This window comes from Oscillospiraceae bacterium (genome assembly GCA_015065085.1).
GTDB lineage: Bacteria > Bacillota > Clostridia > Oscillospirales > SIG627 > SIG627.
This window is the reverse complement of sequence record SVQW01000018.1, coordinates 14,858-33,732: the sequence shown is the minus strand read 5'-3', so window position 1 is coordinate 33,732 and position 18,875 is coordinate 14,858. Positions and strand designations below refer to the sequence as shown.

The window sequence follows — 18,875 nt, the reverse complement described above, 5'->3', positions numbered from 1 at the left end:
CCGACGGCAACGTTAAGGGGGAAAAACGCGAAGCGTTTCAGCAATAGCTTTTGCAAAGCAAAAGCTTCCATAATTGCACATTGCAAATTATAAAGACTCGGAGGTAAAAATGAGTATACGCGAATCGGGCGAGATGTATCTGGAGAGCATCCATGTACTGCTCAGCCGTTCAAAACAGGTGCGCGCCATTGATGTGGCGGAATATACCGGCTACAAAAAGCCCAGTGTCAGCCGTGCTTTGGGAATACTCAGAGAGGGCGGTTATATTGTGACGGATGCCGAAGGTTATCTTTCACTGACCCCCGCGGGCGAGGAGCTTGCCGCCAAGACCTACGAGCGCCACAAGGTGCTGACGGAGTATTTTATGAGCCTTGGCGTTGGCGAGGAAACCGCCGCCGCCGATGCCTGCCGTGTTGAGCATGTTATCAGTGACGAAACCTTTGAAGCTATGAAAAGTAAGCTGAATAATAAATAAGGAGCAGTTATGAAACTTAAGGATAAGCTTTGGAACTGGGGACATCTTGAAGGCTCCCATAATAAATGTACAGGCCTGGAATGCAGTATGACACCCGAGCAGTTTGCAAGGGAATACGGAATACCCAATGCCTTTATAGTATCCTACGGTGGAAATATTCAACCTCCATTTGACGGCATGGCACAGCGATTTTCGGCGCTCAGAGAGGTAAAGTGGTCTGTTCTGGGTGATGCAAGCACGCCTCTGCCGGAGGACGAATTAGGTAATACAGGCGATATTCTTGATATACAGCCGGACTTTCCCAATATAACGGGCGGTGTGGTGGACGACTTCTTTTCGGAGGAAAGAATGAAACGGTTCACTCCCGAGGTGCTGAAAAAGATTAAAAGTGCACTTAACCGAAAGGGACTTGATTTCTGGTGCGTATTGTACGATTTTCAGCTTGATTTCGAGCTTGAAAAATATATGGAATGCTTCGATGGCATAACCTTCTGGATTTGGGAAAGCAAAAATATTGATAATATGCAGCAGTATCTTGAAAAGCTTTATGCTGTTGCAAACGGCAAGCCGATAATGCTCGGTGTATATACCTGGGATTATTCGGGAGACAACAACCGCCCCATGAAGCCCGAATTGTTTGAAAAACAGCTTTCCTGCTATTTTGAACTGCTTAAAGAAAATAAGATATGCGGTGTTATATTATGTTCCGGTACTCTGGGTGATGCACCCCTTGCCACTAACAGAATACTTAAGGAATACATAAACCGTTACGGTGACACCGAAATTACGGATGTTAAATAAAATGTACCTTGAAAATCCTTGTGCAAGAGAATTGCGCAGGGATTTTTGTGTATCGTTTTGATGAAACTTTTTCCTGTTTTTTTCGTCTAACAGACAAAGGGGGAATACTATGAAAAAAACTGCTTTACTTATTATGTGCCTTTTGATGCTTACATCCTGCGTGTCACACAGCGAGGTGGGCGAGGGCTTTATGCCTGAGGATGTGCAGCAGCTTCCCGTTACCGCTCCCGAATACACAGGTGAAAAAGATGAAAATGTCTTTTATATAGAGGGCGAATGGCCGGATATAGGTGAGTTCGGCATGCAAAATGAGCGGTTTTATGAGGATATTACCACGGAATTCATACCATCCGAAGAATACGGCACAATAATTCCATATATCGGTGCATATAAGGAGTTTTCCACCGACTTTGACACTATGTACTATGCCTCCTACGGATTTTGCACTCCGGAGGGCAAAATAGTTATGGATGCATCAAAGAACGTGCCTCATATCTGGCTGAACCGTTGTCCCGACGGCTTTGAGTATTACCAGGTGTCCTTTAACGAAAGCGATTTCGATGTTGCGCCGGCGCGCACACTGATCGTTCCCCGCGATGGCTCCTGGAGCCTGGAAATTAAAAGAGGCTGGGTCGGCTCGGTGGGTGACGGCGTTATATGTATCAATGTGGTAAAGGACAACGAAAACTATCAGACCTACACCGAGCTTTACGACTATAACGGCAAAAAGCTGGGCAAAATCGATGGCTATGACAGCCTTGGTACTTATTCCCACGGTATGTTTAACGCGGAAAAGTGGGGAAGTGACAGCTCCTCTCCCTCTGCCTGCTACATCGACCTTAATGGAAATGTGGTGCTGGGACCGTACAAATATGCCCAGTCTTTTTCAAAAGAGGGGGTGGCGATAGTCACCGACCTTGACGGAGAGTGCTACATGATAGATACAAAGGGTAACCGCATTACTCACGGTAACTACGAAAGCATACACCGGTTAAGCTATGATGAGAATAAACCCTACTATTACAGTGCAAACATAAAAGAAAAATATGCAACACGCGATATCCTTGATGCAAACGGGAATTTTATTGTACAACAGAAGGGCGGTGCCCACTTAAACTTCTGTCTGCAGAAAAACGGAGATATTATATATTACTACCGCAATAATGACGGCACCTTTACATGGAAGCATCTCATAGACGGAACACCCGTTGTAAGTAAGGATTACGGCGTCAGCCCCAATCAGTACGACAACGGCGTTGACGTATATGTATATAAGGACGAGGAGAAAAAAACCGCCGTTTTCATGGATGGCGAGGGAAACACCGTGGCATATATTGAGGACGATTTTGAAAGGCTCAATGGCGTTTCCTCCGACGGACGGTATATTTCCTATGTTTCGCGCAGATGGGAAAGCGTTTATGACCCCAAAACCAACACCAATAAGCAGGTCAATAACAGCCGTCAGAAGATGTATGACACAGAGACGGACAAAGTAATCATCGACCTTGAGGGCGACGGCTACATCTCCTTTGCGGGCGACAGATACGTCATAGTGTCTACTTATCGGTATGACGGAAGTATGTCGGGTCAAAGCCTCCAGTTTCTTTACGACCTTGAAAAGGGAGAGTATATCGTTAAAAATGCAAGGCTTATAAGTACTTTTTCCAATGACGGAAAAAGCTGGTTTAATGTCTGCACCGATAATTACTGCGCCCTGTATGACCATGAAATGAATGTTGTTTTCAAAACATACTTTGATTAATTTATGAAAGGGACCGACTATGAAAAAGCTTATAATTTGCGCAATACTTCTTACAATGTGTGTTTTTTGTCTCAATTCCTGCCTTTTCGCAGTTATGCCTGAGTTAAATAACGCACAAATTCAATCCGACATACATAATAAGCCCGACCTCCCTCCGTCCGATGTGAATGAACAGCCCGCTCAGCGCGGTTTTGAATTTACAACCGAAAACTACCCCAAAATGGGTGGAAGCCTTGCGAATCTCCCCTTGGGTGAGGCGGTAACCGCCACTGTACTGGGCACAGACCGCACCACAGCAAATGAAATGATAACCTTTGAAGGCTCCACCACCGATAACTATAAGGCGCTTGTTGACGGGGAATTTGATATAATTCTTGCCTACGAAATGGGTGAGGAAGCCGTTGAATATGCCGCCGAAAAGCAGGTTGAGCTGGAAATGACTCCCATCGGCACGGATGCGCTGGTATTCATCTGCTCACTGGAAAACAAGGTTGAAAGCCTTACAAAACAGCAGATTGAAGAAATATACAAGGGCAATATCACAAATTGGAAGGACGTGGGCGGTAAAGACCACAATATAATCGCATATCAGCGCAACAAGGACAGCGGAAGCCAGACCTTGTTTGACAAGCTTGTAAATCTGGGCGACGAGCTGATGGAAGCGCCTGCCGAAACAAGAATAGGCTCTATGATAGGACTTCTTGAAGCCGTGGCAGATTATGAAAACTCTGCCGATGCACTGGGATATACGGTTTATTACTACCTCACCAATATGGAAAAGGATAAGCTTGACACCTCTAAGCTTCTTGCGGTGGACGGTGTTGCTCCCACCAATGATACCATTGCACAGGGACAGTACCCTTACGTCAACGATTTTTACGTTGTTATCCGAAAGGATGCATCTCCCGACAGCCCGGAAAGAATACTTTATAACTGGATAATTTCCGAGCAGGGCAAAGAGCTTGCCCGCCGCGAAAACTACGTTGTAAAGCCGGAATAATAAAAAGCAACTTGATTGTTAAATAAAACCGCGGACATAGTCCGCGGTTTTATTTGTTTAATCGTATATATCCCTTGCCGAGTTTGGTTATTACTCACTTTTGAGCATATGTTTTACATTATTTTGATTTAATCTTTTTAATGATAGCGATTGTCAGCGCAACCAGACCGAAAACCAAGAACAATAAAAAAGCATACGCAAAAACAAGTTGCATATTGTCATTTCCTCCACCTGAAAGGGCAGCAGCATTTCCCGAAAGTGCCGTGGAATTGAGATATCCTGTGATTAATGCCGAAACAGCAGACAGAATCAATGATACTGCGGCAATAATAAATAAAGTTTTAGGTTTTAAATTCTTTTTATTTGACGGACCGGTAACAGAATTACCGCAATTTGCGCAAAACGCATCCTTGTCATTAATTTCTGTGCCACAATACTGACAGTAGTTCATAATAAATCTCCTTACATAATTATATTAACAACAGAATCATAATAAAAGCATAAAGCACCGAAAATGCACCTATCGAAATCCCCGTAATTGCCATCGCCTTTCCTTTTTCGTTTGAATTGTTAATCTGAATCAGACCAATAACGGATAAAACTATGGCTGATATACCGACAATTCCCCAAAAATTCAAAAAAATTGACACACCTGCAAGGATAACACCAATCAATGCTAATATGTTGGTTTTTTCTTTTTTAGAGTCTACGTCTACACTTGCTCCGCACTTACTGCAGTACTCAGAACTCTCAACCAATTGAGTTCCACATTGCTTGCAATACATTTTTTGTCCTCCTAAATACATGATTTTTGAATCTAATTATATCCAAATGGATATAATTACACATCATTATATCACACTAATGTTAAAATGTCAATATATCCAAATAGATATTTTAGGAGTTTTTTGAATTGGCTTATTATAAAAGATTAAAGGATTTGCGTGAGGATAACAATTATACGCAAAAACAAATAGCAGATATGCTTTACACAACACAACCGCAATATTTCCGATATGAAAGCGGACTTCGTGATCTCCCGTGCGAATTGGTAATTATGTTGGCAAGGATATACAATGTTTCTGTTGATTATATTTTGGGGTTAACCGATCAAATTAGATCTTATAAATGATTACATGACCATCTCTCAAATATTTATTAAAATTGTAGGAGAAAGAAATACTCTCAGCTATGTGTGTATCTATACTGTCATGTTGAGCGAAGCGTAGCGTAGTCGAAACATCTTTAACGCGCATAGTGAATAAAATGAAAAAAGATTCTTCGACTACGTGCTTCGCACTGCGCTCAGAATGACATACGGAGAAATGAAGCCAAACTACCGTTGCGGCAGGCTAAAATTATCAAAACTATTGACAAATCGGACAGATTGTGATATAATACACAAGTATGCAGAGGTTAATTCAATAAAATACATTGGGGCGTAGCCAAGCGGTAAGGCAACGGACTTTGACTCCGTCATCTCGCTGGTCCGAATCCAGCCGTCCCAGTAAAAAAGCCAACTCGCAAGAGTTGGCTTTTTTGGATTACTTGTTGTATTTGTAGGTTATCATATTTGAAGCCATTTTAAATATTGTTTCGTTCCTTTTGTTTTTTGACTTTTCCAGAATTCCGTAAGACTCAAATTTGTTCAAAGCCTTCAAAGCGCCTTGTTTGGTCATGTCGGAGCCTATATAAGTCAAAAACATTTTATAGTTAAAGAAGTTTTCCGGATTGTGGATTATTATTTTTTTCACATATACCCACTCGGCAGAGGTTAAAGATTCTCCTGATTTGGAGAGTTCTTTTTTTATTTCTTCCAGATTTTTGTATACAAAACTGTATTTTATTGACGTTTCAAGTATATAACCTAAAAAATAAGTTAAATCATTTCTGCATTCTCTTGTATTTACAATAGCATTGTAATATCCGCTTTTGCTGTCATTTATGGCTTCGCTCATAAAATAAGGTGCTGCTTTTATTTTATTGACGTAATTCAGCCAGAACGAAACCATTCTTGCAGTTCTTCCGTTAAAATCAAAATACGGATGTATATACAGTATATAATAATGGCAAATATACGGTAACAAGTGGTCATAAACTTTAATGTTATTCTTATCATTTGCAAATTCGAACAAGCTGTTCATACATTCGTCGATAATAGCATGATCAGCACCCTCGTATTTACCGATGTATACCGGCTCATGACGGTAATAAAACTCTTTTTTCAGTTTTTTGTCCTCCGGCAAGCAGTTGTTGCTCAGAATGCTGTATAATTTAAAGAGGTTTTGTTTGTTGAACTCCGGCTTTTCTTTAACAATAAACTTCACCGCATCAAACATATTTTTTATGATTATATCGTTGGTTTCTGTGGGGTTTTCCATTTTAGATACTTCGGCTATCCGCTTGTGAGTTGTCGGAACATTTTCCACGTTTAAAGTTCCCTCTATTTCGGAAAACAACCTTGACTTCAACATATCTTCTGTATTTCTGTCAAACAGACAACTGTGATTGAGCTCAATATCGTATAAATGTATGCGGAGATACTCGTTGTATACGGACAGCAAATAATTTGCTTTAACAAAAAAACAATGCTTCGAATTGAAGGTTTTCAAAGGCAGCTCTTCCATGAGCTCATTTTTTTCGTCAATTAATTGGTCTTTTATGTCTAAGAATTCTTCAAATTCGTCCTTGGAAAGCATTATGCCGATTTTTTGATTGTATCGTAAATCGTCGATTGAATAGTAATCATCCTGCAACATTATAACTTGTGCAAATTCTTTGTTCATTATCTCACCTTTAGTATTTGTTATAATATATTATAAACCGTTTTTTTAATTTTGTCAACCGTTTTGTAAACCGAATTGTAAAATGGTTGATTTGTGATAAGCATAAAATTTGCATAATTGCCAAAATAAAAAGCACTTGCAAAAGCAAGTGCTTTTCTTGTCGGAATATGTTATTCTCCGTTTTTGAGTTCTTTGAGCTTTTTTGCATACTCAAAGCGCAGGTTGGCAAGCATTACGCTCATTTCCGCACGCAGTGCGGATTTCAATTCCTCGGCATAGTCCGACAGCATGTTGCACAGCTCGTCGGTGTGCCTGTCGAGAATTTCCTGTTGTTCTTGATTCATTAATCTGTCCTTTCATTCATCCGCAGTCGCCCACTGCGGAATTTTGTTTTTGCAGGACAAATCAATTATATCATATTTTCGTAATTTTGTCAATGATTTTTCTAAAAATAGTTAAATATCGCGGTCGGCAGATTATAAATTGAACAGGTCATCGTGCACCGCATCGAGAGAGTATTTGCTCTTGGGAGCAGGTTCACGGCGTAACCATTTTCCGCTTGTGAAATCGGGGAATTCCACTGCCGCACCGCCCAGCTCGATGGATTTTTCGGAAAGACAGGTCATGGCAATCATACATGCGGAATCGTATATGTCAATGGGGGTATCGGTTTTGTTTTGGAACGCATCTATAAGCGAACGGAGCAGAAGCCAGTCCATGCCACCGTGACCGCCCTTTACACCGTCCTTTTTGAACTCCTTCCACAAAGGATGCTCGAATTCGTCCATGTATTCGGACATAGGCTGCCACTTGTCGAGCTCGGAACGACCTTCAATGTATATGGCGTCCTTATCCTCCATCCACAGGCCCTTGGTGCCCTGCACAAGATTGCAACGGGAATAAGGACGGGGGAGAGAGGTGTCGTGGGTGATAAGTATGGTTTCACCGCCTGCGCATTTTATCATGGTGGTTACAATATCGCCCAGCTTTACGCCGTTTTTGCAGATGCTGTTGTCGCCGTCGGCTTCAATTCCCTTAAGAAGAAAGCCTCTTGACTTTGAGGACATTGAGCTGAGCGAGGTCATGCGGTTTCCGCGGTTGATATTGAGGTATTTCATAACGGGTCCCAGACCGTGAGTGGGATATATATCGCCGTTGCGGTTTATATAGTGGTAGGAGCGTTCACATTCGCTTTCCAGTGTGGCAAAGCAACGCAAATCGTGCTGATATCCGCCGCGGCAATGGACTATTTCGCCGAAAAGCCCTTTCTTGATTGCATTCAATGCCGTAAGCTCGTACTGACCGTAACAACAGTTTTCCATAACCATGCAGGGTGTACCTGTTTGCTCACGTACCTTTACAAGCTCAATACAGTCATCAACGGTGCCCGCGGGTCCTACCTCGAAGCCGCAGTATTTGCCGTTTTTCATTGCTTCAATGGCAATGGGCAGGTGTGAGTTGAAGGAGGTGGGGGCAATAACTACATCTACATCGTTGCGACTGATGGCATCGCGGTAATCCTTTGTGGCATAGACGGAGCCACCGTATTTTTCGTTAACCTTTTTCTCCAGAAGCTCAAGGCGGTCGTCGCGCAACTCGCACACAACGGTTATTTCCACGTCGTCCATGTCCAGAAGATTGGGGATGAGACTCTGACCTCTCGGTCCGAAGCCGAGAAATGCAACTCTTGTTTTCATAACTTTTCTCCTTTATTGCGGATTTGAAAATTAGAATTTATCCTACATATGTAAAGCGCTTTACAGCAGTGCTGCCTGTATTTACTTCCTCTTCCCACATGGAAAGCGGGCGTACCCATACCTCTCCGTCACCGTAAAGTGCCTTGTAGACTACCATTTTTTCCAACGTTTCGGAGTGGTTTGCGATGCATATAAGCTGGTATTCATTGCCTTTGTAGTGACGGTATTTTCCGGGCTTCGGATATTCCATAAGTGCTCCTTTGAAAATTTAAAAATGTTCTGTGAATATAACGCTTCACGGATTGATTTCATTATAACCCATTTTATATAAATGTCAATGGATTTATCGGACGTATATGGATAAATCGGATTTAAAAATTCACTATTTTCCAAATATGTGGGATATTACATAGACATTTCGATTATTCACCGTATTTCGGCATGCGGTACACACAAATCAAAACGATATAAAAACAAAGAAGCCGAGGATTTTCATCCTCGACTCCCTGAAAACAGCTCGTTTGAATTTATCTCTTAACTCTTGCGTTACCGCTCCATACGCTCCAAACCTGTTCCTCGTCGGCAGGCTGTGCATAGTCGGTGAGGAAGGTGGTAGCCAGAGCACCGCTTGCCCAACCGAACTGAATCTGCTTTTCGGGTTCCCAGCCCTTGAGAATACCGTACAAGAGACCGCCCACAAAGCCGTCGCCGCCGCCGATACGGTCAAGAACGGTGATTTCTCTGGGTTCGATTACCTGCCAGGTGTCGCCCTGAAGCATGATAGCGCCCCAAAGATGGCTGTTAACGCTTACAACCTGACGCAGAGTGGTTGCGAAAACAGAGGTCTGAGTGAATTTTTCTTTAACTCGCTTAATCATTTCCTTGAAGCCGTCAATCTTGGAAGCAATGTCCTTGCCGCCTGCTTCGGGACCCTGAATGCCCAGACAAAGCTGGAAGTCCTCCTCGTTACCGATGAGAATGTCGGAAACGGAAGCAATTTCGGTGAAGATTTCACGAAGCTCGTCCTCTCTGTCCTTCCAGAAGGAAGCGCGGTAGTTAAGGTCGAAGGAAATGAGAGTGCCGTATTTCTTTGCGGCGCGTGCAAGCTCAAGGCAGAACATACTGGTTTCGTGGGAAAGAGCGCCTATAAGACCGGAAAGGTGCAGAATCTGAACGCCTTCTTCACCAAAAATTCTTTCAAGGTCAAAGTCCTTGATGTTAAGGGTACGTCCTACTTCGCCTGCGCGGTCGTTCTGAACGCGGGGACCTCTGGTGCCGTAGCCGCTGTCTGCAATATTGAACTGATGACGGTAACCCCAGGGACCGCCCTGCTCAACCTCTTTGCCCTCGAAAACCATTCCGCGGGAAAGAAGATTGCTCTTTATAAAGCTTGCGATGGGACTGCCTTTAACAAAGGTGGTAAGAACCTTTACGGGCAGACCGAGATAGGAGCTGATGCTGGCAACGTTGGTCTCTGCACTGGTAGCCTGCATGTGGAAAACAGAAGATGAAGCAACGGGCTGACCGTTTTCGGGGGTAATACGCACGCCCATACTTGTGGGAACAACAAGGGCGTATTTGCAATTCTTTTTAAGTTCTTTCATTGTGACCTCCAAAATGTAATTAAGTTAAAATCATTTACAATTAACATTATACAACAAATAATCGGTAAATTCAATACATTTTTGCCAAATTTATAATTTTGTTGAAATAACAGTAAAAGCATATAATAAAATTGCCATATGGTTAGCGCAGTGTCCCTTGGGACACTGCGCAGCGATATAAATCCATTACCGGATTTGCGATATTCCCGGAGGGGAGCGATATTTGCCTGCGTCAAGCGATATGCCCTGCGGGGCGTTGGGGGATTTATATCATATCGCATTTGCGTAAGCAAATATATCGCGTTGTCGCAAGACAACATATTACCGAATAAACAAACGAAAACCTCTGGATCCGACTCTTTTCGGCTATACACCAAGTCTCTTTTTCTGATACCAATAGTAGGGCGCAAGAACGAACAGCCATGCCATCAGCCATGCCGCCGGCTCGATGTAGTAAAGCACCTCACTGCCCAGTGCGTCAAACACGGGCTTTGCCATAACTACACGTATTGCCGCTTCTGCGATACCCGAAATCAAAGACCAGCTTGCGATGCCGATAGCCTGCAGATTGTTGCGGTGCACATATACAAGGTAAAGTACGGGCATACCCAGTATCATGTAAATAAGATAACGGCTCGCCACATCCAGTGCCTGAGATGCGCCCTGCTGTGAAGAATCCATGAAAAGCTGAGGAAGCAGACGGTTCATGGGCAGAACGATTGCAATAAGTAAAGCAGAAGCTCCCAGAGCGAGCAGTATGGCATAATTTACACCCTTTTTAACCCTTTTGTAGTTACCTGCACCGTAGTTTTGGGAGGAAAAGGTGGTAAAGGCGTTTCCCAGTGCAATGGCACTGCACTCCAAAAGCCCGTACAGCTTGTTTACCGCGGTGTAGCCCGCAATAAATCCGCTTCCCTGAGTGTTTACCGTTGCCTGCACTATTATACCGCTGAGGTGGATTATAATGTACTGTATTACCAGCGGAAGCCCGAAGCGGAATATTTCCCAAGCCAGCTTCATATCCCATTTCAGTGCCGATGCATCGATTTTTACGCAGGGGATTCTGAGTATTTTTATAAGGCAGAAAACAAACGAAACCAGCTGTGCCGTTACAGAAGCAAGTGCTGCTCCGAAAACACCCCAGCCCAGTGCTATTGCAAACAAAAGGTCAAGAAATATATTTAATACCGCAGCTATCGCCATGGCGACAAGGGGTGTTTTTCCGTCGCCGAAGGCACGCAGTACGGAGGCTGAAAGGTGGTAAAAGCTGACTATCAGCGTGCCGCATACCATGGTGGAAAAATAGGTTACGGCATCCCCGAGAATATTTTCGGGCGTGCCCATGTATATAAGCATGGGACGGGCGATGACAAGTCCCGTTACCGTCAGAATAACAGCGATAAGTCCGGATATTACCGCCGAAATGACTATGGAGCGGTTCATGTCCTCATAGTCCCTCATTCCGAAGAATCTGGAAACAAAGGTGGCGAAACCCGCTGTCATGACTCCCATACTCCATATTATGAGCCAGCAGGGCCAGTCGGTACAGCCTACCGCCGCCAGTGCATCAACACCGATTCCTCGTCCTACGATGGCGGCATCCGCTATCTGATAAAACTGCTGTCCGAAATTTGTAAGTATCACGGGAAATGCAAAGCTCAGCATCAGCTTTAACGGATTCCCCGAGGTCATATCTGTGATTTTTGACATATTTTCTCCGTGAAATAAAAATGAAGTATTTGCCGATGGCAAATATGAAGCGACAGCGTTGCTGTCATGAAGCAAACCCGCTTTGCGGATTAATGAAGCAAAATGTTCCTTAAAATATAAATGAAGTATTTGCCGATGGCAAATATGAAGCGACAGCGTTGCTGTCATGAAGCAAACCCGCTTTGCGGATTAATGAAGCAAAATGTTCCTTAAAATATAAATGAAGTATTTGCCGATGGCAAATATGAAGCGACAGCGTTGCTGTCATGAAGCAAACCCGCTTTGCGGATTAATGAAGCAAAATGTTCCTTTTCGTGCCGCAGGTACACTTCATTTTTAAAAAATTTGTTTGTCTGCATTTTGCTTGGAAGTGTTGATTGAAGAAATCAGCATAACACGAATACCGGTACATTTTGAATCAAGGCTTTTATACACAGCTTCGCTTATGTAATTTGTTCTGTAAAGCAGTTCCAGCCAATAACCGGTTTCATTTGATTCTTTTAATGCAATTTGCAGTTTGGCAATAAAGTCTGCTCTGCTGTGAGCATATTGCGCTTCGCGGATATTGGCACCTATTGATGTACCGCTTCTACCTACTTGTTTGGAAATAATATTTTCTTTTTTTGTATTCAATTCTTTTACAAGGTTGATTATGTCTATTGAAAACTCCATGGATTGTGTGGATAATTTATCATTACGCATATAGGATATATCTCCCGATTCTCAAATGTTTGTATTATCAAAATCGCGGCTTTGAGAATTAAGCATTTGCCGATGGTAAGTATGAAGTGACAGCGTTGCTGTCATGAAGCAAACCCGCTTTGCGGATTAATGAAGCAAAATGTTCCTTTTCGTGCCGCAGGCACACTTCATAAGCATAAGCGTCTTCATGCCGTAAGGCACTTAATGTTCCGTAAGGAACACTTAATTCAAAACCCGTCACGTATAAATTACTATCTCTCCGCCGTCCATCATTTCCGAGGCCTTTATGGTGAAATTTTCACAGCTTTTGCCGTTGAAAACGGCACGCTTTGCGTAATTTCCATCGCCCTCACGACGTATTTCAAGGTCTTTTCCGCCGGCAAGATGCATTATTGATTTTTTAAATTTTGGTTTTGTTATGAATATCATATCCTGACCCGTTACGGGGAAAAGTCCGAGTGTGTTCCATATAAAGCATGCCGAAAGACCTCCGCTGTCGTTGTTGCCCGGAAGCCCTCCTCTGCCGGTACCGCCGTCACGCTGACGGAATATGCATCTGTCTGCCGTGTCTATGATTTCGCTCAGCCTGTCCTGACGACCGACATATAAGTAGGCATAGGGGGATTCCATGTCGCTTTCGTTGTTGAAGCCCTCAAAGCGTGCCGAAAAATCATCGGTATGAGTAAAGCCGAAGAATCTGTCCAGAAGCTGAACGAACTTTTCCTTTCCGCACAGCTCAATGCGCTTTTCCATGCACCTGAGCGGACGGAAGGAATAATTCCAGTGGTTGCCCTCGTAGTATTCTCTGTCCTCCCACAAAAGACCGGTTTGCGGGTCAAAGGCACGTATCCACAATTCACTCAGCTTTTCAAGACGTTCGGCATCTTCCTGCAAGCCTGCCCAACGCGCCATATCAGCCGCCGCCGCACAGCCCTGTGACATGTCAAGCTGGTGGGTGGAACGCGCACATTCGCCGTCTGTGGTGAATTCTCTGTACACATCGCGGTCAATTTCATTTATAACCGTTTTTGCCGCTTTGTTCCAATCGCCTTTTACACCGCGGATAAAGGCATCATACAGTGTGTGAACCGCATTCAGACGGCCCTGCCCGCTTTCAAGATTCATGTTGTCCGCCATGAGAAAAGCATGGGGCAGCCTGCCTGTAATTTGGGCAATTTTCAGAATGGATGAGGTTATGTGCTCAGAAGCCTCACCGTAAAGAGAGTATATCAGAGGAAGCTGAGTTTTGTAAATGTCCCACATTGTGGCAAAATCCACCGTGAAAGGCGCATCGCTCCACAAAAATCCTCCGCCGTTTTTCCATATTGCGGGTTTTACCAGAGTGTGATACAGATTGGAGTAAAAAATCTGTTTTTCCACAACATCGTCGCTTTCAATTTCGATGGCACTCAGTGCGTTTTCCCACTTATCAAGCGCGGCTGCACATGCCGAATCAAAGTCGGCACTGTTTCTTTTCAGCTCATTTACTGCATCCTCTGCGCCCGTGTTCACTGCCGAAAGGCGCATAACAACGCTTCCCGCACCGTTAAGCATGAATACACCGTTTTCATCAAGAGCGCCGTCACCCTCAAAGCTTACGGCAAAAGAAAAGCGTATACCCCTCAGTGTGACCTCGGCAATAAGCTCCGTGGGGCTTTTTATATTAACGGAAAGATCCTTTGCTTCACCGCGGGTACGCGGAAAATAAAGTCCGTCGTTGAGAAAATCTATGGCTATCTTTCCGCCGTCACGGTCAAAGGTATAGCGGTGCAGCACTCCGTCATCGGCGGCAGTAAGCTCGCATAAAATACCGCTTTCTTCGAGTGTTACGCGGTAATAACCGGGTCGGGCATATTCATCCTTTGCACCGTAGTCAAGGCGCTTTTCGCCGTAAAAAGGAGTTGTGACTGCGTAGTTATAAAAAATAACGATAAATCCCGTTCCGCTTTGCTGAAAATGAGAAAATCCCCTCAGACGCAAAAGCGAGGTATCGTTTGGAACGCATTTCTCGGGGTCTGTAAGGTTATTGCCGTAGCCGGAGGCATATCCCGCAGTAAAGGGACACACCGAGTATTTTCCGAACGGAAGTGTGGCACCGGGGTGTGTGTTGCCGTAAAGTGCCTTTATAAAATGCCAGCCTTTTGCAATGCCCTGCGGACGCGGAAGCTTTATAAGTCCGCAGCCGTGAAATAAATCGACATATTGTGTGTAGTTCATTATGGTTCCCTTTCGATGAGTGTACATTAATTACAGTTTATCATAAATAAACATAACTGTCAATAAAAATAATCTTCAATTTTCCAAGATTTATTTAATATACATATTGAAATTGACTTTAAAAAGTGATACAATGATAATACGATTATGCAGGGGGTAACGGTATGGCTTCAAAATTCGAGCTGGATATGACAAAAGGGTCAATATTCAAAAATATAGTGGCGTTTGCTTTTCCGCTGATGTTCTCAAATATTCTTCAGCTTCTCTATAACGCCGCCGACCTTATCGTAGTAAGCAACTGGGCAGGAAATAATGCTATGGCATCTGTGGGCGCCACGGGTTCGCTGTATTCGCTTCTGACCAACCTTTTTGTGGGTCTTTCCATCGGTACGGCTGTTCTGGTATCCAAAAAATTCGGTGCAATGGACCATGCGGGAGTGCATCGTGCGGTGCATACCTCGGTACTTCTCAGTGTTTTTATCGGTATCCTGGCAATGGTTGTCGGTCTTTTGTTTGCAAGACCGCTGCTTGTGCTTATGGGCACGCCCGAGGGCAGTGTGCTGGAAGGCGCTTCAATGTATATGACCATTATCTTTCTGGGCGCTCCTGCAACTATGGTTTACAACTTCGGCGCGGCGATACTCCGCTCGGTGGGTGACACAAGACGTCCTCTTTATATCCTTGCTTTTACAGGTGCGGTAAACGTTGTACTTAATCTTGTTTTTGTTATAGGCTTCGGTATGGGGGCAGAGGGTGTTGCCATTGCTACCACCGTCGCAACCTATATGTCCATGGCTATGGTTATTTATGCGCTTATGGGTGCTGACGGGGTATATAAGCTTTACATAAAGGAATTGAGAATTTATAAAGAGGAGTTTGCCGATATTATGAAAATAGGTCTTCCGGCAGGACTCCAGAGTACGGTGTTCGGACTTTCCAACACGGTTATCCAGTCGGGCATCAACTCTTTCGGCGAAAGTGCTATCGCAGGCTGTGCCGCGGCTGCAAATATTGAGGGCTTTGTGTACACTGCCATGAACTCCTTCTATCAGGCAACCCTTACCTGCGTAGGTCAGAACTACGGCGCAAAAGATGAAAAACGTATCAACAAAACTATCCGCGTCGCCACTGTCAGTGTTGCTGTTGTAGGCTTTACACTGGGGCTTTTGACGGTGGTTTTTTCCGGACCGCTTTTGAGTATATATATTAAAAATGATGCTCTTGCCGTAGAATTTGCAAAAAGCCGTATGTTAATTTCGGGTCTGCCGTATTTTCTGTGCGGAATAATGGAGGTATTGACCGGTACACTGCGCGGTCTGGGCTATTCTACCATTACCGCCGTCAGCTCGCTTATCGGTGCATGCGGATTCAGACTTTTGTGGGTAGCCACCGTTTTACCGCTTCACCGTACCATAAGTACATTGTTTTTGTGCTGGCCGCTGTCGTGGATAGTGGTTGTTATAATGCACGCCGTGACTATTCTTGCGGTCAAAAAGAAAGCTATGAAAAGAATGTACGAGGCATGATAAATAAAAAAATACAGGTGAAAAGGTATTGTGTTCTAAAGGATAGTTAAATAAGAAAAAACCTCTGAAAACGGCATGAAAAGCCGAATTCAGAGGTTTTATTTATCCGGTGATATGTTGTCTTGCGACAACGCGATATATTTGCTTACGCAAATGCGATATATTCGGTTTAAAAAACCGAATGCGATATAATATAAATTCTCGTCACGAAGTGACATATCGCGCCGCTTACGGCATATCGAGTGCGAAGCACATATATCAAATTCCGCAGGAATTTATATCGCTGCGCAGTGTCCCAAGGGACACTGCGCTAATTCACCTGTATTTTTCTTTTGTCTGTCTTAACACCTCAAAACCGATGACTGCCGATGCCGCCGCTGTGGTAAGCGCATTTTTAAAATCGCCGCCGTATTCTATGGTTATCTTTTTGTCACAGCATTCCATCAGCTTTTCCGAAATGCCCCGCTTTTCACCGCCTATGATCAGTACCATGGGCTTTTTGAAATCTGCATTGTATATGGAAACGCTGTCTTCGCATGGCTCTACCGCGCAGTACACCGTATATCCGCGCTTTCGGCATTCCTCTTTCAGAAGGGCGTAATCCTCGCACACGGCACAGTTGATTTTTTCGCTGGTACCCGCCGAGGCGCGTATACATACTCCCGCCGCGCTCAGCCAGTTGCGCGGGGTCAGTATCATGCCGTCTGCTCCCGCCGCATACAGCGAACGCACGGAATATCCGAAATTATAGGGGTCCTCTATGCCCTCCAGTATGGCGATAAATCCGTCCGAAGCGTCCAACAGCTCTCCGAGAGACATCATTTTTCTTTCTCCCACACTTGCCATTATTCCGCCGTGGGTGGTGCCGATGGCGTTGGCTTGGAAAAAATCGGCGGTTACATACTCCGCGGGTGTTTGGTTTTGTTTTATGTATTCACGAAGTCTGCGGAATTTACGGTCGGTATCAAAATCCTTTTTGTCCTTTGATATGAAAACCTTTTCCACCTTACGGCTTGATGTCTGATATACCGCCTCCAGCGAAATATGACCTTCTATATATGATGAAGCCTTTTGCTTCTCTTGCTCTTTTTTCAAAACGATTCTCCTTATCGGGGGTGATTTATTTAATATAGTATACAATAAAAAAGGAAAAAAGTAAAGAGAAAGTAATTTTTGGACATAAAAAAGTATATTTTTTAATAAATTTCGTACAAATTCTTAATTTGTTCAAAAAATGATATAGAATTATTTCTGAAAATGGTGTAATATATTTACAAAGACTAAAAATGTATATTTTTTTTGGAGGTACCAAAATGGTAACAGCAGGCGATTTCAGAAACGGCGTGACTTTTGACATGGACGGCAGCGTAATGCAGGTAATCGAATTCCAGCATGTAAAGCCCGGCAAAGGTGCGGCGTTTGTTCGTACAAAACTCAGAAATGTAATAACCGGTGCGGTAATTGAAAAGACTTTCAGCCCTACCGATAAATATCCTCCTGCACACATTGAGCGCCGCGAAATGGAATATCTCTATTCCGACGGAGAGCTTTACTACTTCATGGATAACGAAACCTATGAGCAGACCCCCCTCAACGGCGATATCCTGGGCGATGCTTTCAAGTTCGTTAAGGAAAACACCACTTGTAAAATCCTTTCTTACCAGGGCAATGTATTCGGCGTTGAGCCTCCCATGTTCATGGAGCTTACCGTTACCGAGGCTGAGCCCGGCGTAAAGGGTGACACCGCTACCGGTGCTACCAAGCCCGTTACTCTCGAAACAGGCGTTCAGATCAAGGTTCCTCTGTTTGTTAACGAGGGCGACGTTGTTAAGGTTGATACCCGTACAGGCGAATACCTGGAAAGAGTATAATTCTGCATCTTGAATTCCCCATTCTGAAAGGAGAATTGTTATGACTTTAACTGAAAAGGTTGCACATCTCAAGGGACTTATGGAAGGCCTCGAGGTTGACGAGGGCTCCAAGAACGGCAAGATTTTCAAGTATATCGTTGATATTCTTGAGGATATGGCTGTTTCGGTAACCGACCTTGAAGAAGAGACCGATACCCTTAACCAGTATATTGAAGAAATCGACGAGGACCTTGGTGCTCTTGAGGACGATTTCTATGACGATGAATGCGATTGCGACTGTGACTGCGATTGCGACGATGACTGTGATTGCGACTGCGATTGCGACGACGAAGACGACATCGGCGAATTCTACCAGGTGGATTGCCCCTCCTGCGGAGAGCCCGTGTTCCTGGATGACAGCATCGATCCCTCCCGTGTTATCTGCCCCTCCTGCCATGCAGAGTTCAGCGATAAGACCGAGGACTGAAGTTAAGTATTTGTGCCGAGTGTTCTTAGGAACACTCGGCAGTTTTATTCGCCTGACGGCGAGTTTTATCCGGCTTGCGCCGAGTGGTATTGCTTCGCAGTGATATTGCCGTGGGCAGTTTTTTCATTGTAATTTATGTAAGTAATAAGCATTAATTATTTTGCAAAAACTATTGACAAATCGTTAATTTAGTATTATAATTAACTACGTATCAATATACAAAATGCGAAGTAAAAGTGTACACTTTTACTTGTATGC

18 protein-coding genes and 1 tRNA gene are annotated in these 18,875 nt (G+C 43.9%); 9 read left to right on the top strand and 10 right to left on the bottom strand.

Annotation, left to right across the window (positions count from 1 at the left end):
• Positions 1 to 109 precede the first annotated feature (109 nt).
• From E7588_09885 to E7588_09870, 4 genes are all read left to right on the top strand, one after another.
• Positions 110 to 475, top strand: coding sequence for a metal-dependent transcriptional regulator (locus E7588_09885; GenBank protein ID MBE6689561.1), 366 nt, complete (start codon positions 110 to 112; stop codon positions 473 to 475).
• 9 nt (positions 476 to 484) lie between these two features.
• Positions 485 to 1,276 carry a hypothetical protein gene (locus tag E7588_09880; protein MBE6689560.1) on the top strand — a complete coding sequence of 264 codons (792 nt, stop codon included), beginning with the start codon at positions 485 to 487 and terminating at the stop codon, positions 1,274 to 1,276.
• A 109-nt stretch (positions 1,277 to 1,385) separates the two neighbouring features.
• Positions 1,386 to 3,038: a hypothetical protein gene (locus E7588_09875; GenBank protein MBE6689559.1), complete on the top strand. Its 1,653-nt coding sequence runs from the start codon at positions 1,386 to 1,388 to the stop codon at positions 3,036 to 3,038.
• A gap of 19 nt (positions 3,039 to 3,057) precedes the next feature.
• Complete coding sequence (locus E7588_09870) at positions 3,058 to 4,038, top strand: phosphate ABC transporter substrate-binding protein (GenBank protein MBE6689558.1); 981 nt, start codon at positions 3,058 to 3,060, stop codon at positions 4,036 to 4,038.
• 118 nt (positions 4,039 to 4,156) lie between these two features.
• Here E7588_09870 and E7588_09865 read toward each other — a convergent pair whose 3' ends face one another.
• Both E7588_09865 and E7588_09860 read right to left on the bottom strand, forming a co-directional pair.
• Positions 4,157 to 4,489, bottom strand: a complete 333-nt coding sequence (locus E7588_09865; GenBank protein ID MBE6689557.1) for a zinc-ribbon domain-containing protein — start codon at positions 4,487 to 4,489, stop codon at positions 4,157 to 4,159.
• A gap of 19 nt (positions 4,490 to 4,508) precedes the next feature.
• The gene (locus E7588_09860) at positions 4,509 to 4,844 is read right to left on the bottom strand and encodes a DUF4190 domain-containing protein (protein MBE6689556.1); all 336 of its coding nucleotides are present in this window, start codon (positions 4,842 to 4,844) and stop codon (positions 4,509 to 4,511) included.
• A gap of 107 nt (positions 4,845 to 4,951) precedes the next feature.
• Between E7588_09860 and E7588_09855 the strand changes: the two genes are divergently transcribed.
• Positions 4,952 to 5,170, top strand: coding sequence for a helix-turn-helix transcriptional regulator (locus E7588_09855; protein MBE6689555.1), 219 nt, complete (start codon positions 4,952 to 4,954; stop codon positions 5,168 to 5,170).
• A 303-nt stretch (positions 5,171 to 5,473) separates the two neighbouring features.
• Positions 5,474 to 5,546: transfer RNA gene (locus E7588_09850), tRNA-Gln, on the top strand.
• Between the two features lie 36 nt (positions 5,547 to 5,582).
• Here the strand turns inward: E7588_09850 and E7588_09845 are convergent.
• From E7588_09845 to E7588_09815, 7 genes are all read right to left on the bottom strand, one after another.
• The gene (locus E7588_09845) at positions 5,583 to 6,824 is read right to left on the bottom strand and encodes a Fic family protein (GenBank protein MBE6689554.1); all 1,242 of its coding nucleotides are present in this window, start codon (positions 6,822 to 6,824) and stop codon (positions 5,583 to 5,585) included.
• Between the two features lie 476 nt (positions 6,825 to 7,300).
• Complete coding sequence (locus tag E7588_09840) at positions 7,301 to 8,521, bottom strand: Gfo/Idh/MocA family oxidoreductase (GenBank protein MBE6689553.1); 1,221 nt, start codon at positions 8,519 to 8,521, stop codon at positions 7,301 to 7,303.
• Between the two features lie 37 nt (positions 8,522 to 8,558).
• Positions 8,559 to 8,771 (bottom strand): DUF1653 domain-containing protein, encoded by a 213-nt coding sequence (locus E7588_09835; GenBank protein ID MBE6689552.1) that lies wholly within the window; start codon positions 8,769 to 8,771, stop codon positions 8,559 to 8,561.
• Positions 8,772 to 9,048: 277 nt separating this feature from the next.
• Entirely contained in the window at positions 9,049 to 10,125 is a 1,077-nt protein-coding gene (locus E7588_09830; GenBank protein MBE6689551.1) for a sugar kinase, read from the bottom strand.
• Between the two features lie 366 nt (positions 10,126 to 10,491).
• Positions 10,492 to 11,835 (bottom strand): MATE family efflux transporter, encoded by a 1,344-nt coding sequence (locus tag E7588_09825; protein ID MBE6689550.1) that lies wholly within the window; start codon positions 11,833 to 11,835, stop codon positions 10,492 to 10,494.
• Between the two features lie 336 nt (positions 11,836 to 12,171).
• Positions 12,172 to 12,537 carry a four helix bundle protein gene (locus E7588_09820; GenBank protein ID MBE6689549.1) on the bottom strand — a complete coding sequence of 122 codons (366 nt, stop codon included), beginning with the start codon at positions 12,535 to 12,537 and terminating at the stop codon, positions 12,172 to 12,174.
• A 237-nt stretch (positions 12,538 to 12,774) separates the two neighbouring features.
• Complete coding sequence (locus E7588_09815; protein MBE6689548.1) at positions 12,775 to 14,781, bottom strand: hypothetical protein; 2,007 nt, start codon at positions 14,779 to 14,781, stop codon at positions 12,775 to 12,777.
• Between the two features lie 137 nt (positions 14,782 to 14,918).
• Between E7588_09815 and E7588_09810 the strand changes: the two genes are divergently transcribed.
• Positions 14,919 to 16,280 carry an MATE family efflux transporter gene (locus E7588_09810; protein MBE6689547.1) on the top strand — a complete coding sequence of 454 codons (1,362 nt, stop codon included), beginning with the start codon at positions 14,919 to 14,921 and terminating at the stop codon, positions 16,278 to 16,280.
• A 315-nt stretch (positions 16,281 to 16,595) separates the two neighbouring features.
• Here the strand turns inward: E7588_09810 and E7588_09805 are convergent, their stop codons facing one another.
• Positions 16,596 to 17,375: an RNA methyltransferase gene (locus E7588_09805; GenBank protein MBE6689546.1), complete on the bottom strand. Its 780-nt coding sequence runs from the start codon at positions 17,373 to 17,375 to the stop codon at positions 16,596 to 16,598.
• A 218-nt stretch (positions 17,376 to 17,593) separates the two neighbouring features.
• Between E7588_09805 and efp the strand changes: the two genes are divergently transcribed.
• Together efp and E7588_09795 are read left to right on the top strand one after the other, a co-directional pair.
• Positions 17,594 to 18,151 (top strand): elongation factor P, encoded by a 558-nt coding sequence (efp, locus tag E7588_09800; protein ID MBE6689545.1) that lies wholly within the window; start codon positions 17,594 to 17,596, stop codon positions 18,149 to 18,151.
• 40 nt (positions 18,152 to 18,191) lie between these two features.
• Complete coding sequence (locus tag E7588_09795) at positions 18,192 to 18,617, top strand: hypothetical protein (protein MBE6689544.1); 426 nt, start codon at positions 18,192 to 18,194, stop codon at positions 18,615 to 18,617.
• Positions 18,618 to 18,875: the final 258 nt, after the last annotated feature.

Coding starts and splice junctions, on each gene's coding strand:
- E7588_09825 (MBE6689550.1), bottom strand. CDS start 11,835: ATGTCAAAAATCACAGATATGACCTCGGGGAATCCGTTAAAGCTGATG.
- E7588_09835 (MBE6689552.1), bottom strand. CDS start 8,771: ATGGAATATCCGAAGCCCGGAAAATACCGTCACTACAAAGGCAATGAA.
- E7588_09840 (MBE6689553.1), bottom strand. CDS start 8,521: ATGAAAACAAGAGTTGCATTTCTCGGCTTCGGACCGAGAGGTCAGAGT.
- E7588_09820 (MBE6689549.1), bottom strand. CDS start 12,537: ATGCGTAATGATAAATTATCCACACAATCCATGGAGTTTTCAATAGAC.
- E7588_09870 (MBE6689558.1), top strand. CDS start 3,058: ATGAAAAAGCTTATAATTTGCGCAATACTTCTTACAATGTGTGTTTTT.
- efp (MBE6689545.1), top strand. CDS start 17,594: ATGGTAACAGCAGGCGATTTCAGAAACGGCGTGACTTTTGACATGGAC.
- E7588_09880 (MBE6689560.1), top strand. CDS start 485: ATGAAACTTAAGGATAAGCTTTGGAACTGGGGACATCTTGAAGGCTCC.
- E7588_09860 (MBE6689556.1), bottom strand. CDS start 4,844: ATGTATTTAGGAGGACAAAAAATGTATTGCAAGCAATGTGGAACTCAA.
- E7588_09875 (MBE6689559.1), top strand. CDS start 1,386: ATGAAAAAAACTGCTTTACTTATTATGTGCCTTTTGATGCTTACATCC.
- E7588_09885 (MBE6689561.1), top strand. CDS start 110: ATGAGTATACGCGAATCGGGCGAGATGTATCTGGAGAGCATCCATGTA.
- E7588_09865 (MBE6689557.1), bottom strand. CDS start 4,489: ATGAACTACTGTCAGTATTGTGGCACAGAAATTAATGACAAGGATGCG.
- E7588_09815 (MBE6689548.1), bottom strand. CDS start 14,781: ATGTACACTCATCGAAAGGGAACCATAATGAACTACACACAATATGTC.
- E7588_09830 (MBE6689551.1), bottom strand. CDS start 10,125: ATGAAAGAACTTAAAAAGAATTGCAAATACGCCCTTGTTGTTCCCACA.
- E7588_09810 (MBE6689547.1), top strand. CDS start 14,919: ATGGCTTCAAAATTCGAGCTGGATATGACAAAAGGGTCAATATTCAAA.
- E7588_09795 (MBE6689544.1), top strand. CDS start 18,192: ATGACTTTAACTGAAAAGGTTGCACATCTCAAGGGACTTATGGAAGGC.
- E7588_09845 (MBE6689554.1), bottom strand. CDS start 6,824: ATGAACAAAGAATTTGCACAAGTTATAATGTTGCAGGATGATTACTAT.